17 protein-coding genes are annotated in these 14,488 nt (G+C 65.7%); 9 read left to right on the forward strand and 8 right to left on the reverse strand.

Translation table 11 applies throughout. The features are described 5' to 3' along the window. Window positions 1-42 precede the first annotated feature (42 nt). Complete coding sequence (gene galE / locus FBY30_RS12850) at window positions 43-1,056, reverse strand: UDP-glucose 4-epimerase GalE (protein WP_142133201.1); 1,014 nt, start codon at window positions 1,054-1,056, stop codon at window positions 43-45. 99 nt (window positions 1,057-1,155) lie between these two features. On the opposite strand from galE, the gene FBY30_RS12855 reads away from it, so the two are divergent. Together FBY30_RS12855 and FBY30_RS12860 are read left to right on the forward strand one after the other, a co-directional pair. Beyond that, window positions 1,156-1,764, forward strand: a complete 609-nt coding sequence (locus FBY30_RS12855; RefSeq protein ID WP_200830685.1) for a TetR/AcrR family transcriptional regulator — start codon at window positions 1,156-1,158, stop codon at window positions 1,762-1,764. A gap of 123 nt (window positions 1,765-1,887) precedes the next feature. Then, window positions 1,888-2,499 carry a hypothetical protein gene (locus FBY30_RS12860; RefSeq protein WP_142133203.1) on the forward strand — a complete coding sequence of 204 codons (612 nt, stop codon included), beginning with the start codon at window positions 1,888-1,890 and terminating at the stop codon, window positions 2,497-2,499. Window positions 2,500-2,528: 29 nt separating this feature from the next. Here FBY30_RS12860 and FBY30_RS12865 read toward each other — a convergent pair whose 3' ends face one another. Together FBY30_RS12865 and dapD are read right to left on the reverse strand one after the other, a co-directional pair. Further along, entirely contained in the window at window positions 2,529-3,386 is an 858-nt protein-coding gene (locus FBY30_RS12865) for a hypothetical protein (protein WP_200830767.1), read from the reverse strand. A 22-nt stretch (window positions 3,387-3,408) separates the two neighbouring features. Further along, entirely contained in the window at window positions 3,409-4,437 is a 1,029-nt protein-coding gene (dapD, locus tag FBY30_RS12870; RefSeq protein ID WP_142133205.1) for a 2,3,4,5-tetrahydropyridine-2,6-dicarboxylate N-succinyltransferase, read from the reverse strand. Window positions 4,438-4,488: 51 nt separating this feature from the next. Between dapD and dapE the strand changes: the two genes are divergently transcribed. Next, window positions 4,489-5,625, forward strand: a complete 1,137-nt coding sequence (gene dapE, locus FBY30_RS12875; protein ID WP_142133206.1) for a succinyl-diaminopimelate desuccinylase — start codon at window positions 4,489-4,491, stop codon at window positions 5,623-5,625. 74 nt (window positions 5,626-5,699) lie between these two features. Here the strand turns inward: dapE and FBY30_RS12880 are convergent, their stop codons facing one another. The 4 genes from FBY30_RS12880 to FBY30_RS12895 form a co-directional block, all read right to left on the reverse strand. Beyond that, window positions 5,700-6,539: an amino acid ABC transporter permease gene (locus tag FBY30_RS12880; protein WP_142133207.1), complete on the reverse strand. Its 840-nt coding sequence runs from the start codon at window positions 6,537-6,539 to the stop codon at window positions 5,700-5,702. Next, the gene (locus FBY30_RS12885) at window positions 6,536-7,186 is read right to left on the reverse strand and encodes an amino acid ABC transporter permease (RefSeq protein ID WP_142133208.1); all 651 of its coding nucleotides are present in this window, start codon (window positions 7,184-7,186) and stop codon (window positions 6,536-6,538) included. The genes FBY30_RS12880 and FBY30_RS12885 overlap by 4 nt, the downstream gene beginning before the upstream one ends. Before the next feature lie 82 nt (window positions 7,187-7,268). Beyond that, window positions 7,269-8,156, reverse strand: a complete 888-nt coding sequence (locus tag FBY30_RS12890) for a glutamate ABC transporter substrate-binding protein (RefSeq protein ID WP_142133209.1) — start codon at window positions 8,154-8,156, stop codon at window positions 7,269-7,271. A 71-nt stretch (window positions 8,157-8,227) separates the two neighbouring features. Next, window positions 8,228-8,983: an amino acid ABC transporter ATP-binding protein gene (locus FBY30_RS12895; protein ID WP_142133210.1), complete on the reverse strand. Its 756-nt coding sequence runs from the start codon at window positions 8,981-8,983 to the stop codon at window positions 8,228-8,230. 104 nt (window positions 8,984-9,087) lie between these two features. On the opposite strand from FBY30_RS12895, the gene FBY30_RS12900 reads away from it, so the two are divergent. The 4 genes from FBY30_RS12900 to FBY30_RS12915 all read left to right on the forward strand — a co-directional run bounded on the left by FBY30_RS12900 (window position 9,088) and on the right by FBY30_RS12915 (window position 12,042). Continuing rightward, window positions 9,088-9,870 (forward strand): TIGR00730 family Rossman fold protein, encoded by a 783-nt coding sequence (locus FBY30_RS12900; RefSeq protein ID WP_142133211.1) that lies wholly within the window; start codon window positions 9,088-9,090, stop codon window positions 9,868-9,870. A 43-nt stretch (window positions 9,871-9,913) separates the two neighbouring features. Continuing rightward, window positions 9,914-10,387, forward strand: coding sequence for a DivIVA domain-containing protein (locus FBY30_RS12905; RefSeq protein ID WP_142133212.1), 474 nt, complete (start codon window positions 9,914-9,916; stop codon window positions 10,385-10,387). Then, window positions 10,384-11,640, forward strand: a complete 1,257-nt coding sequence (locus FBY30_RS12910) for a hypothetical protein (RefSeq protein WP_142133213.1) — start codon at window positions 10,384-10,386, stop codon at window positions 11,638-11,640. Before FBY30_RS12905 ends, FBY30_RS12910 begins: the two co-directional genes overlap by 4 nt. Window positions 11,641-11,874: 234 nt before the next feature. After that, window positions 11,875-12,042, forward strand: coding sequence for a DUF3117 domain-containing protein (locus FBY30_RS12915; protein WP_009357720.1), 168 nt, complete (start codon window positions 11,875-11,877; stop codon window positions 12,040-12,042). Window positions 12,043-12,102: 60 nt separating this feature from the next. Here FBY30_RS12915 and FBY30_RS12920 read toward each other — a convergent pair whose 3' ends face one another. Then, window positions 12,103-12,735, reverse strand: a complete 633-nt coding sequence (locus FBY30_RS12920) for an O-methyltransferase (RefSeq protein ID WP_142133214.1) — start codon at window positions 12,733-12,735, stop codon at window positions 12,103-12,105. Window positions 12,736-12,962: 227 nt separating this feature from the next. Between FBY30_RS12920 and sigE the strand changes: the two genes are divergently transcribed. Together sigE and FBY30_RS12930 are read left to right on the forward strand one after the other, a co-directional pair. After that, a complete protein-coding gene (gene sigE / locus FBY30_RS12925; RefSeq protein WP_142133215.1) occupies window positions 12,963-13,577 on the forward strand; it encodes an RNA polymerase sigma factor SigE in 615 nt (204 codons plus the stop codon). 7 nt (window positions 13,578-13,584) lie between these two features. After that, window positions 13,585-14,487, forward strand: coding sequence for an anti-sigma factor (locus FBY30_RS12930; RefSeq protein ID WP_142133216.1), 903 nt, complete (start codon window positions 13,585-13,587; stop codon window positions 14,485-14,487). The last annotated feature ends 1 nt before the right edge of the window (window position 14,488 follow it).

Here is a 14,488-nt window from a genome sequence, read left to right on the forward strand (position 1 = left end):
CTCAAAAGGGCCGTTACGGAGCAATCGACGGGAAGGACAGGGTTACGAAGCGTAGCCCTGCGGGTTGTTTTTCTGCCAGCGCCAGTGGTCCTCGCACATCTGGTCGACGGTCTTGGTGGTGGACCAGCTCAGGTCCGCCAGCGCGGAGGTGGCGTCGGCCCAGAAGGCCGGAAGGTCTCCCGCACGGCGGCCGGTGATCTCGTAGGGGATGGGCTTGCCCACGGCCTTCTCGAACGAGCGCAGGACCTCCAGGACGGAGGAGCCCTTGCCGGAGCCCAGGTTCCAGCGGAAGACGCCGGTACGCCCTGCGATGTGGTTCAGGGCCGCGACGTGCCCCTCGGCCAGGTCCACCACGTGGATGTAGTCGCGCAGGCAGGTGCCGTCGGGGGTATCATAGTCGCCGCCGAATACCATGAGCTTCTCGCGCCGGCCCACGGCCACCTGGGCGATGAACGGGACCAGGTTGTTGGGGATGCCCTGGGGGTCCTCGCCGATGCGGCCTGAAGGGTGTGCACCCACCGGGTTGAAGTAGCGCAGCAGTGCTATGTGCCAGCGGGAGTCGGCCGCGCCAAGGTCGGAGAGGATATCCTCGATCTGCTCCTTGGTGCGCCCGTAGGGGTTGTTGGCGCCAATCTCCATCTTTTCCACGTAAGGGATGGGGTTGTGTTCGCCGTAGACGGTGGCTGAGGAGCTGAAGACGATGGACCGGACGTCATGCCTGTCCATGACGCGGATCAGGTTCAGGGTGCCCACCAGGTTGTTGTAGTAGTACTTCAGCGGCTCCTGCACTGACTCCCCAACGGCCTTGAGCCCGGCAAAGTGGATGACGGCGTCAATGGCGGTGCCGGCAAAGACCTTTTCGACGGCGGCCTCGTCGACCAGGTCCACGTGGTGGAATTCGGCGGCCTTGCCGCTGAGCTCAGCCACGCGCCGCAGCGATTCCTCGCTGGAGTTGACCAGGTTGTCGATGACGACCACGTCGTGGCCGGCTTCCTGCAGGGAAAGAACAGTGTGGGAACCGATGTAGCCGGTGCCCCCTGTAACCAAGATTTTCATGCCTCAACGCTATCCCACGCAGACCGCCCGGCGCGGCAGCGTTCCGGATGCCGGGCGCAGCGGTGCGGTGGTTGAAGCACATCCGTGCTAATAAGGATGGTGCCCAAAATAGTTGACGCCGACGCAAGGCGGCAGGATGTTGTCCAGGCGGTTCTCCGCATCATTGCCGTCGACGGGCTGGAACGGGCGTCCCTGCGCGAAGTGGCGGATGAAGCCGGGCTGGCGGTTGGTTCTGTCCGGCACTACTTCCAGGGGAGTGAGGAGCTGCTGGCCTTCTCCTTCGGCACGGTGGTGGGCCGGGTGGTTTCCCGGCTGGAGGGGCTGCTGCCGCCGGTGCAGGATGCGGCCGGGGGCAGCGCGGAGCAGCGGGCCGCTATTTTAACCCTCCTGGGCGGCATGCTTCCCCTGGACGAGGAGACAGCCATGGATGCCTGCGCTTGGCTGGCCTTCAAGAACGCCGCGCGGATCAGGCCTTTCCTTGCCGGCGAAGCCGACCGCAGCCATCGTGAAGTCGCGGCCATAGTGGGCGGCGTGGTGGCCTCCCTGCTTCCGGATGACGAACCGCAGGAGAACCTGGTGGTGGAGGCCGAACGGCTCCTGGCCACCCTGGACGGTCTGCTCATGCATGCCTTGCTGCAGCCGGGATGGATGACCGCGCAGATGTGCCGCGACGTACTGGAGCGGCACCTGGACGGGCTGGCCCGCTAAGCGGCCGGATGCGGCCGCCGGACGGCAGGTACTACCGCTAAATGGCTGCGGGAATAGACTGATAGCCGGGCACGCCGGACCGGTCATGGCGCCCCGCAGAAGCAGGCCAGGGAAGGACTTCGGATGCAGCATGCAAGCGGTTCAGGGTGGCAGATCACTACGGACACGTCAGGGCCGATGATGATTGCGCTCTACGTCCGGGACGCGGCCGGCCTGAATGGCGTGGGCCGCCCCATGCTGTCCCATGCGTCGCCCAAAATCCGCCCTGCCGACCACAAACACCTGACCGCAGACGTGGGCGGCCTCAGCGCACTGAAGACCGAATGGGAGGCCTGGTGGGAACAGCTCCTCAAGAATTATCCGCAGTCGTCGCCGGAACTCTCGCCGCCCAGCTTCGAAGCCTTCGGCAACTCCCCGGCCCTGCAGCGCGTACTGCAGGCACACTTCGGGTCCGCGCTCACCTGGGCAAGGGAGCGCAGGAGCGAATATGCAGAGCTTGAAGCCGAACGCGTGGCCACCGGGACCGACCAGCTGCTCCAGGACATGGTGGACGACAGGCTGATGGAAGTGGGCCGCGACTCGCGGGATTTCAAGCTGACCATCATCGAGCTGCCATTGGACGAACAGCGGGCCTGGTACCTGGAACCCGACAAGATCATCATGAGCCAGGAGCTGATGAGCCAGCCTGAGCTGTTCCGCAGCTACGTCCAGCCGGTGCTGGAAATCCTGGTCTAGCCCCCGCACAGGAGGCCCGACGGCGGCGCTCAGCTGCCGCCGTCGGCCGTCCGTACGGTGATACGCACCTGGCCGTCAGGGGAGCCTGTCACCTGCCAGCCGTCGCCACTGGCACGCTGCCATGTGTGCCCCTCCACTTCCACCCGCACGACGGACAGGTCCTTGGCGTTGGCGACCGCCCACTGGGCAACCGACCATGCGAGCGCCCCTTGCGAGTCCACCAACAAGGTGGCGCCGTCCACGCGGCTGTCCACGCCGCCATAGGCCTGGTCCAGTTCGGTGGCCACCGACGCCGAATTCCCGCCCGCGGTGGGGGAGCGCAGCGTGCACTGGACTCCTGCCGGCGTTTGTCCGGTGAGCCCCGACGCGAATGCCCGTCCCATTTCCTCATGCTGCGCGTATGCCTTGGGAAAGGCGGAGCGCTGGACCTGCTGGGCGGCATCGGTGATGTCCAGGGTCTCGTAGCCGGGAATCTTCACCAGCGCGTCATAGAACGCATTGACGGCGTAGTAAGGGTCCATGATCTGCGCCTCGGTGCCCCAGCCCTGGGACGGCCGCTGCTGGAAGAGCCCGCGCGAATCGGGGCCGGCCTGGTCGCCGTGGCCGATGTTGCGCAGCTTCGACTCCTGCATGGCCGTGGCCAGGGCGATGGTGGCGGCACGCGGGGGGAGGCCCCGCCGGACAGCCGCGGCGGTGATCAAAGCGGCATTGGCCGCCTGGTCGGGTGCCAGCTCCCCGCTCCGGTCGCCGGACTTGGCTGTGCAGCGTTCCGAAACGAGGGTCTCGGAACGCTGCGCAAAGTACACCGCCGTGTAGATGCCCCCGGCTATCAGTGCGAGGGTAAGGAGCAGCACCGCCAGGCGGCGCAGGCCGCGCCTGCGCGCCACAGACAGAGGTGCCATGAAGGACCTAGTTGGCGTGCAGGGCGTCGTTCAGTTCAACGGTCTGGCCCTTGCGGGGGAGGGCCTCCACCGCTCCGGTGGTGGAGTTGCGGCGGAACAGCAGGTTGGGGACGCCGGAGAGTTCGGCGGCCTTGACGATCTTTGTGGTGTCTTCGCCCACTTCGTCCTTGGGCCCCGGAACGCGGACGCGGGTGCCGGCGGTGACGTACAGTCCTGCCTCCACCACCGAATCGTCACCGATGCTGATGCCTACCCCCGAGTTGGCGCCCAGCAGGACGCGCTCGCCGATGGTGATCTTTTCCTTGCCGCCGCCGGAGAGGGTGCCCATGATCGAAGCGCCGCCGCCAACGTCGCTGCCGTCGCCGGTGACAACGCCGGCGGAGATGCGGCCCTCCACCATGGAAGTACCCAGCGTGCCGGCGTTGAAGTTGACGAAGCCTTCATGCATGACGGTGGTGCCGGCCGCGAGGTGCGCACCAAGGCGGACGCGGTCGGCGTCGGCAATCCGAACGCCGCTGGGCACCACGTAATCCACCATGCGCGGGAACTTGTCGATGCCGTAGACGGTGACGGCACCACGGCGGCGCAGCTTTGCGCGGGTCAGTTCGAAGCCCTCGACGGCGGCCGGCCCGAAGTTGGTCCACACGACATTGGGGAGCTTGCCGAAGATGCCGTCCAGGTTGATGGTGTTGGGCTGGACCAGGCGGTGTGAGAGCAGGTGCAGGCGCAGGTAGGCGTCAGCGGTGTCAGCGGGGGCCTCATCCAGGTTAATCTGGACGAAGACCACCTTCTGCTCCGTGCCGCGGTCCTCGTCGGCGCCGTTTTCCGCGATGCGGGTCAGGGCTTCGTCGGCGTTTTCCACCGAGCGGAGGTCTTCCGCCGCGACACCAAGTGCCGGTGCCGGGAACCAGACGTCCAGGACGGTCGCCTCGCTGCCGGCAGTGGCGATGGTGGCCACGCCAAAGCCATAGGCGGAACGGTCGTCAGCGGTTGAGGTCAGGGTTTCGGGCACGGCGGAGGAAGCGGTCTCAGTCATGTGCCCCAGTCTATCGAGGGCCGGGCAGGCGGTTCGAACTAGACTGGCTTCGTGACTGCTGAAACCGCCCCTGAACCTGCTGTGTCCACCCTTGACCTCCGCCAGGATGTGGCGTTGCTGACCGCAGCCCTGATGGATATCAACAGTGTGTCCGGCAATGAAACGCAGCTGGCGGACGCCGTCGAGGCAGCCTTGATGGAGATCCCGCAGCTCAGCGTGGTGCGCGACGGCGACGCGATCATCGCGCGCACGGAACTCGGCCGCAGCGAGCGGGTGATCCTGGCCGGACACCTGGACACCGTCCCGTTGCCGCTCACCGAAGGCTCCAAGGGCACCGTCCCCTCCAGCTGGGAGTCCGGGGTTCCGGGCCAGGGGATCCTTTATGGCCGCGGTGCCACGGACATGAAGGGCGGCGTGGCGGTCCAGTTGGCTTTGGCCGCAGGATTGTTCGACGGCGGCGCGCAGCCCAAGCGGGACGTCACCTTTGTGTTCTACGACCACGAGGAAGTGGAAGCGGTGAAGAGCGGCCTGGGGCGCCTGGTCCGGAACCACGGAGACCTGCTGCAGGGAGACTTCGCGATCCTGCTGGAGCCGACTGACGGCACCGTGGAGGGCGGCTGCAACGGGACGAGCCGGTTCGAGGCCAGCACGGCGGGGGAAGCCGCGCACTCGGCCCGCGCCTGGATGGGAAGCAATGCCATCCACTCCGCAGCGCCCATCCTGGCCCGACTGGCAGCCTACGAACCCCGGACCATCAACGTCGATGGGCTCGACTACCGGGAAAGCCTCAACGCGGTGAAGATCAATGGCGGCACCGCCGGCAACGTTATTCCGGACCGGTGCGTGGTGGAGATCAACTATCGGTTTGCCCCGGACAAGACGCCGGACCAGGCGGAAGCCCACGTGAGGGAGCTGCTGGAAGGATTCGACGTGGTGCGCACAGATGCCGCCGCCGGGGCCCGGCCCGGGTTGCAGCACCCGGCCGCCGCCTCCTTCGTTGCCGCCGTGGGCGCTGAGCCCAAGCCCAAATACGGCTGGACCGACGTCGCGCGCTTCAGCGAACTGGGCATCCCGGCGGTGAACTTCGGCCCCGGCGATGCGCTGCTGGCGCACAAGGACAACGAGCACGTCCACGCCGACGCCATCCGCAAATGCCTTGCCGCGCTCCAGATCTGGCTCGCTGCCTGAGGAAGACTTGAACAGTAGAGGGCCGGAACTCCCGCGGGAGAGTTCCGGCCCTCTTTTGTGGAAAGCTGCGAGGACTAGGGAGCCGCAGCTTCCAGGACGTCCGGTTCCGCCTTGGCCGTTCCGCCGGCGGCCTTCTTGGAGCCGCGGCGCTCAATCCACACGGCGAGCCGTGAGACCGAGATGTTGATGGCGATGTAGATGGCAGCAGCCACGAAGAACACGGGGAACAGGTACTGCGGACCCAGGAAGTCCGCCATGACCTGCACCGCGCGCAGCAGCTCACCGTAGGCCACGATGTAGCCCAGGGAAGTGTCCTTCAGGAGCACCACCATCTGCGCCACCAGGGATGGCATCATGCGGCGGATGGCCTGCGGCAGTTCGATCAGCATGCGGGACTTGTAGCTGGTCAGGCCGATGGCCAGCGCCGCCTCGCGTTGTCCCTTGGGCAGGGACTGGATGCCGGCGCGGATGATCTCCGCGAAGACGGCGGCGTTGTAGAGCACCAGTCCGGCGATGACGGCGACAAACGCGGAGGTGCGGAACCCCAGCAGGATGAAGAGCATCATCAGGACCACGGGCATGCCGCGCAGGAATTCCAGGATGATACGCATGGGGATGCGGATGGCGGCTGCGTCGGAGATGCGCAGCAGGCACAGCAGCAGGCCCAGCGGGAAGGCGATCACCGCAGCAATGGCCGCCGCGGCAAGCGTGGCCCCGAGCCCGTTGCCCAGCAGCCGCCACACGTCGGCGCGGGTAAAGATCTGCCAGCGCCGGGACTCGAAGATGCCCTGCTGACCGAGGGTCATGATGATCCAGGCCAGCAGGCCGAGAATCAGCAGGCCGCCGATGATCGAGGCAATGAGGGAGACCCGGCGTGCCTTGGGGCCGGGAACGTCGTACAGGACGGAGCTCATCGGGCAATCGCCACCTTTCGTTCCACCGTGTTGGCGAGGATTCCCAGCGGAACGGTGAGGAGCAGATAAAAGAACGCGGTGCCCAACAGGACGGTGATGACGGCGTCACCGTTGGCGTTGGCCAGCTGCCGGCCGTAGCCGAACAGTTCCAGGACGAAGAACGCGCCGGCCACGGAGGAGTTCTTGACCAAGGCGATCAGGATGTTGATCAGCGGCGGGATCACCGTCCGCAGGGCCTGGGGGAGGATGATGAGCGTGAGTACCTGGCCGAACTTCATGCCGATACTGCGGGCGGCTTCGGCCTGGCCCACGGGCACGCTGTTGACACCTGAGCGGACAGCTTCGGCGATGAACGCTGCGGTGTAGGTGCTGAGGGCGATAATCGCGGCAACTTCGAACTGCTCAAACTTGACCCCAAGCCGGGGGAGCACGACCGCTGCGAAGAAGAAGGCGATGGTCAGCGGGGTGTTGCGGAGAATCTCCACGTAGACGGTGCTGAAACCGCGCAGCGCCGCAACCGGGGAGACGCGCGCCGCGGCCAGCAGGGTGCCGAGGATCAACGCGAAGATACCGGAAACGACGGAGAGGAAAAGCGTACGAAGAAAACCGCTCCAGTACAGGGGCAGGTTTTCAATGATGACGTCCATAAGATCCTTCGGCTGTAAGCGTGGACGGATTAAAAGCTGTGCTGCCGGGGCCGTTGTGCAGCCCCGGCAGCGTGGACGCTGTTTAGTAGCGGTCGATGGCAGGGAGGCTCGGTGCGGTCTTGATGACCGAACCTGCAGTGGCTTCCCAAGCCTTCTTGTAGGAGCCGTCCTTTTCGAAGGACTCCAGCTGGTCGTTGATCCAGTTACGGAACTCGGTGTCGCCCTTCTTCAGGCCGATGCCGTAAGGCTCCTTGGTGAAGGTCTCGTCCGAAGCGAGCTTGAAGGCGTCCGGTTCCTTGTCGACGAAGCCGGCGAGGATCACGTTGTCCGTGGTCACGGCTTCAACCTGCTTGTTGCGCAGCGGCTCGAGGCAGGCGGAGTAGGTGGCGGCCGGAACCAGTTCCGCACCGTACTTGTCCACGATGGTGGCTGCCGGGGTGGAACCCGTGACGGAGCAGACCTTCTTGCCCTTGACGTCCTCGGGCTTCTTGATGGTGTCGTTGTCCTTGTTCACCATGAGTGCCTGGCCGGCTTCGTAGTACGGGCCGGCGAAGTCCACAACCTGCTTGCGCTTGTCGCTGATGGTGTAGGTAGCGATGACCAGGTCCACCTTGCCCTGCTGGATGAAGGGCTCGCGGTTGGCCGAAACGGTCTCCGACCATTCGATCTTGTCCGCGGGGATGCCCAGCTTGGCGGCGATCAGCTTGCCGATTTCAACGTCGAAACCGACGGGCTTGCCGTCCAGGCCCACCTGGCCGAACAGCGGCTGGTCGAACTTGGTGCCGATCTTGATGGTGCCGGAGGAGGCCAGCTTCTCCATGGTGGTACCGGCAGCGAAGGAGGGCTTCTCCACCGGGCTGGGGTTGCTGGACCCGCCGGAGTCGCCGCCGCCGCAGGCGCTGAGGGACAGGGCAAGGGCAGCGGTAGCCGCCACGACGAAAGACTTCCGCCGGGACATAAATGTCTTCATGACATTCCTTTCATTGATGGCCGTGGGTTATCCGGCCTGGATGCGAACTGAAGTGTGTTTGCTCGGTTGAGTCAGTGGGTGAGCAGCTTGGACAGGAAGTCCTTGGCGCGGTCACTCTTCGGGTTGGTGAAGAATTCCTCCGGGGTGGCATCTTCAACGATCTGGCCGTCGGCCATGAAAACCACGCGGTCAGCGGCCTTGCGGGCGAAGCCCATCTCGTGCGTGACCACGATCATGGTCATGCCTTCCTTGGCGAGCTGGACCATGACATCCAGGACCTCGTTGATCATTTCAGGGTCCAGGGCGGAGGTGGGCTCGTCGAACAGCATGACCTTCGGCTTCATTGCCAAGGCGCGGGCAATCGCGACGCGCTGCTGCTGGCCGCCGGAGAGCTGGGCCGGGAGCTTGGGGGCCTGGTGGCCCACGCCCACCCGTTCCAGCAGCGCCATGGCGTCCTTTTCAGCCGCCCCCTTGGAAACGCCCTTGACCTTGATGGGCCCCAGGGTCACGTTTTCGAGGATGGTTTTGTGCGCAAACAGGTTGAACGACTGGAAAACCATTCCGACGTCGGCGCGGAGCTGGGCGAGTTCCTTGCCTTCCTCGGGGAGGACTTTCCCGTCGATGCTGATGGTTCCGCCCTCGATGGTCTCCAGGCGGTTGATGGCCCGGCAGAGGGTGGACTTACCGGAACCGGAGGGTCCGATGACCACAACAACCTCGCCCTTGCGGACCTGCAGGTTGATGTCCTTCAGAACGTGCAGCTGGCCGTAATGCTTATTAACGGCGTTCAGGGAGACGAGAGTATCGCCGGGCACATGAGTAGTCATAGGAAAGAATCTAGCGAACAACGGTGGGTTATGACGCCAATCACCCCAACTTCATGCTGATCGTGATTCAAGAGATACCTGCAGTTGGAGGTTAGCCTAGGTGAATGAGCATCAACGCAGATCCGGCCAAGAATTCCCAGCCGCGCCGTAAGGGGCCCCTTGAGCTGCGCCGCAAGCAGGCGGCAGTGGAAATGTCGGACCAGCATCTGCTCGATACCAAGGGCCCCGGCCAGTTCGTCCACACCGATCCATGGCGCGTGCTGCGTATCCAGAGCGAGTTCGTGGAAGGCTTCGGGGCGCTTGCGGACATTGGAAAAGCGGTCAGCGTCTTCGGTTCAGCCCGCACCAAACCCGGCAGCATCTACTACGAGATGGGTGTGGAAGTGGGCCGCAAGCTCGCCGAGGCCGGGGTCGCCGTGATCACCGGCGGCGGCCCGGGCTCCATGGAGGCGGCCAACCGGGGAACGGTGGAAGGCAACGGGGTGTCAGTGGGCCTGGGCATCGAGCTGCCGTTCGAGCAGGGCCTGAACCAGTGGGTGGACCTGGGCATCAACTTCCGGTACTTCTTCGCCCGCAAGACCATGTTCGTCAAGTACGCCCAGGGTTTCATCGTGCTGCCCGGCGGCCTGGGGACGTTGGACGAGCTGTTCGAGGCAATGGTCCTGGTGCAGACCCGGAAGGTGACGTCCTTCCCCATCGTGCTCCTCGGCGTCGACTTCTGGGGGCCGATGATCGACTGGATTCGGGGCACGCTGGTGGCGGAGGGAATGGTTTCCGAAAAGGATCTGGACCTCATCCAGCTGGTGGACGACCCTGCGGAAGCCGTGGACCGCGTCCTGCACGTCGCGGTGACCCCGGCCATGAACGGCGAGCAGCGCCCGGAGTAGCCGGGCGCAACGGTTCCAGCCGGTGGTCTGGCACGATGGAACCGTGAGCTTCTTCCTCGTTTTCCTCGCCGTCGTGCTGGTGGCGGCGGTCCTTTGGGCCGGCCTGGGCCGGCGTTCCCGCAAAACCGGCAACACCGGGCTGCCTGCACTCCTGGACGGCGGATTCGAAGAGCCGCCCGCGAACCTTCCGCCAGTGCTCCTTCCCGAACACGCCGTTCCGGAGGACGTGACCCGGCTGCGTTTCTCGCTGGGCCTGCGCGGCTACCGGATGGACCAGGTGGACCAGGTCCTGGACGAGCTCCGGGACCAGCTGGCTGCAAAGGATGCGGAAATAGCTGGGCTGCGCGGCCGGCTGGAGGCCCCGGAGGATGCGGCGGAGCAGGAGTCCGACGCCGGATCCGCCTCCGGTGATAAGGCAGGGGAAGAGCCGGGCACAGGAAGCGCCGGAGAGGCTGGCTTCCATGGCGGTTCCGGACAGGTCCATGAGGATGCAACACCGGGGAAGGGCGGCCTGTGAGTACGGTGGCCCGCCGCAACCCGCTGGCGTCCGCCGGCGATGCAGCCCACCGCGTGGCGTCCGCCCTCCGCAGCTGGCCGTCCTGGCTCCAGGTGATGGCCCTGTATGCGGCGGCGAGGCTGGTTTCCGCCTGCATCTTCATGGCAGCGGCGCTCCATCAGGGCCCCAACCCATGGTTCCCGCCAAAGCCGGACTACTGGAACTTCATCAACATCTGGGACGCGCGCTGGTACGGCCAGGTCATCGCCAACGGCTACCCGTCGGTTCTTCCCACGGACAGCGCCGGCAACGTGCAGGAAAATACCTGGGCCTTCTACCCGCTCTTTCCGGCACTGGCCGGCGGACTCAGCCGCCTCACCGGCCTCAACCCCGCCGCATCACTCACGCTGATCGCCATGCTGGCCGGTTTCGGCGCAGCGCTGGCGGTGTACAAACTGTTCCGGCAGAGGGCCGGCCAGGCCACCGCCATGTGGGGTGTTGCGTTCTTCTCGACCTTCCCCGTCTCCGCCGTCCTCCAGGTGCCCTACGCCGAACCCCTGTCGCTCCTGCTGCTTGCGTGGGCCCTGCTGCTGGTAGTGCGCCGGCAGTACCTGTGGGCCATGCCCGTGGTGGTCCTGCTGTGCCTGTCCCGGCCGGTGGGCGTCCCCTTTGCCGCCACGGTGGGGCTGCTCCTGGCCTTCCGCGCCGTCGCGTTCCTCCGCGCCGGCCCGCAGCGCGGCAGCGATGACGCAACCCACTCCGGCCGGGACCTCGCGGCACTTACCGGGCTTACCGCCGTCGCGGGCGTCTCCGCCCTTGCCTGGCCCGCAGTGGCGTGGGCGGCCACGGGTGACCCGCAGGCCTATACCAAAACGGAGACGGTGTGGCGAGGCCAGGACCTGGTGCCTTTCAAACCGTGGTTCGACACCGGCGTCGAACTTTTTGGCCCCATGCTGGGCATCCTTGCCCCCGTGGTGTTCGTGGCACTGTTCGCCGCGATGCTGTTCCTTCCTCCGGTGGTGCGGCTCGGGGTCGAACTGAGGCTGTGGTGCGCCTGCTACATGGGTTACCTGTTGGCCTTCCTCCACCCGCAGACCAGTACTTTCAGGATGCTGCTGCCGTTGTTTCCGCTGGCCCTGGGAGCGGTGTTCCTTTCCCGGTCAAGGGCGTACCGGGGAACCGTTGTGGTGATGTTCCTGCTGCTCCAGGTCGTGTGGATTGTATGGCTGTGGGCGTGGGCGCCACTGCCCGGCGGAGGGGATTACCCGCCCTAGCAAAAGATGCTTCTGCGCAGGTCAGGGCGGGAATAACACGTCCAGGAAAATGTCCATCGATTAGCTACGTGCGGGTAATTCCGCGATAATGATAGGTAAGCAAGGACAAAAGCATTCAGAAAACGCGCAGCCTTGGCGGTGGAACCAACACCGACGCCATAGCGGCCTGATCGACATGCGGACACAGCCCGCCCGGGCTGATCAGTCCTGGGACAAAATGGAGGGGAATTCCTCATGGCGGCGATGAAACCACGCACCGGCGACGGCCCAATGGAAGTCACCAAGGAGGGCCGCAGCCTGATCATGCGCGTCCCGCTCGAAGGCGGCGGACGCCTGGTGGTCGAACTGAATGCTGCCGAAGCAGCCAACCTCAAGGAATGCCTGGTCGGCGTTACCGAATAACCGTGCCGGACAGGGTCCGCAGCCTGCGGGCTGCGGACCCTGTCCGTCTTCGGGGGATACCTATTTCTTGACGGCCACCAGCAGGCCGTCCCCGGTGGGAAGCATTGCCGAAGCCAGCCTGTCGTCGTCGCGGATTGCCTTGCCCACCTGACGCAGGGTCACCGTGTTGGGCTCCCGGCCGGCGGGGTTGGCCACCTTGTCCTTGTCCAGGGCGTCGTTGATGACCAGCAGCCCGGAACGCTTGAGCAGCCGGATGGCCTGTTCCACATATCCCGGGAGGCCAGGCTTGTCCGCGTCGATGAACACCAGGTCGTAGGCCCCGTCCGTCAGCCGCGGCAGGACATCGCCCGCGCGGCCGGAAATGGTGCGCGTACGGTTGGCCGGGCTGCCGGCCTCGGCAAACGCTTCGCGGGCCGCCCTCAGGTGTTCTACGTCCACGTCGATGGTGGTCAGGACCGCGTGCGGGCTCAGGCCGCGCAGGAGGCAGACGCCGGAGACGCCGGCCCCCGTGCCGATTTCCACGGCTGTCTGGGCCTTGGAGGCAGCAGCCAGCACCGTGAGGACGGCGCCCACCCCGGGGCTGATGGCGCTGACGCCCAATTCAAACGACCGTTCCCGGGCCCGAAGCATGACCTCATCCTCAGCGGGCAGATCTTCTGCATAGGACCAGCTGCTGGACTTGTCGGCGCTCATGGATTTCGCTTTCTGGGCGTAAGGGGGAATGTCTCCCCAAGCCTACTGTGTCCGGCCGGGCAGGCCGGGGAAGCACCCGTTGCGCCCAAGGCTGAAGTTTGCCTGCAGTCAGGAAATTCCCAGCCAAGTTTGACATGATTGGTATCCGCTCATCCAAAAGGTGACCGGCGCCGAATCAGAGATGTCAACAGTATCCGGGCGTTAGCATTCCACGAGGGGAGTGGACGATGTCATCTTCAGTTGTGGCACCTGTCCCTGCAGTCAACCATCCCGACGATGAGTGGGTCCGTCCCACCTGGGAAGAAGTGGTCACCAATCACTCCGCGAAGGTCTACCGGCTGGCCTACCGCCTGACCGGCAACAAGTTCGACGCCGAGGACCTCACCCAGGAGGTGTTCGTCCGCGTCTTCCGTTCCCTGGACAACTTCAAGCCCGGAACGCTCGACGGCTGGCTCCACCGCATCACCACCAACTTGTTCCTTGACCAGGCGCGCCGGAAGACCCGCATCCGGTTCGATGCCTTGGCGGAGGATGCAGAGTCCCGGCTGCCGGGCCGCGAGCCCGGCCCCGAGCAAAGCTTCGAACTGAACAACCTCGACCTTGACGTGCAGGCCGCGCTGGAGGAACTTCCGCCGGACTTCCGCGCCGCCGTGGTCCTGTGCGACCTCGAGGGGCTGTCCTACGACGAAGTCGCTGAGGCGCTGGGCGTCAAGTTGGGTACCGTCCGCTCCCGGATCCACCGGGGCAGGACGATGCTCCGGGAGAAGTTGGCCCACCGCGACCCGCGCCCGCAGCAGTCCCGCCGCAAGCTCAAGATGCCGCGCATCGCCGGCATCCTCTGAACGGCACATGAGGTCCCAGTTTCCTTTCGGTGGCAGGCATCAGCGCACGGGCAGCCACCTGGAGGCCTGCCAGGAGTGTGCTGCCACCGTTCGCCGGGAACGCCAGTACCTGGAGCGTCTTCGGGACGCTCCCATACCGCCCGCCAGCGATGACCTGACTGCTCGGCTGCTGGCGCGCACCTCGGAACTGGCCGCACAGCCGGCAGCGTCCGTGGACCACAGCAGCACTTCCCGCCTGGCCGCCCGGGCCCTCGCACTGACTGCGGGCGGAACAGTGGCGGCTGCCGGGGTACTGGCCGTAGGGGCATTTACGGCGGCAGGAGATCCCTCGGCCGGCGGGACGGTGGGCACCGAGGCGGCCTTTTCGCATGTCTCCTCGCAGACACCGGCGGACGGCAGGACGTTGACCGCGGCGCAGCTTGCAACATTGCGCTCCGAAGGGTGGGCCTGCCCGGAGCTACAGGCCATGGGATTCCACATGGAATCGGCCAAGGCGCTGGTTGTTGACGGCCAGCCTGCGGTGGAGCTCTGGCTTACCGACGGCGCGCATCACGCCACCGTTACGGAACAGCATCCCGTCCCCGCGCAGGCGGCAGCAAACGTTGCCGCTCCCGGAAGTGCGCCGGCAGAAGCCGCCGGAGCCGGGGGGAAAGCGGGTCCGGCGCAGGATTGGGCCACCTCACCAAGGGCCGCCACCTACCGCGCGGAAGGCCTCACCATCACCTACCGCTCCGACCTGCCCGCCGCGCAGTCCAATCAGGCCCTGCCCATCCTCAAACGGCTTGCGGACAGTGCCGCAGAAGGGGTGGCGGCTGCCGTTCCGGACAGCTCCGAGGGGCAGGCGGCCGAGCCGCTGGAGGCACGGCTGGAGCGCGGGTTTGGCAAGATCGCGGCGCTGTTTACCCAGTGAC

The organism is Arthrobacter sp. SLBN-83, assembly GCF_006715285.1.
In the GTDB taxonomy this organism is placed as follows: Bacteria; Actinomycetota; Actinomycetes; order Actinomycetales; family Micrococcaceae; genus Arthrobacter.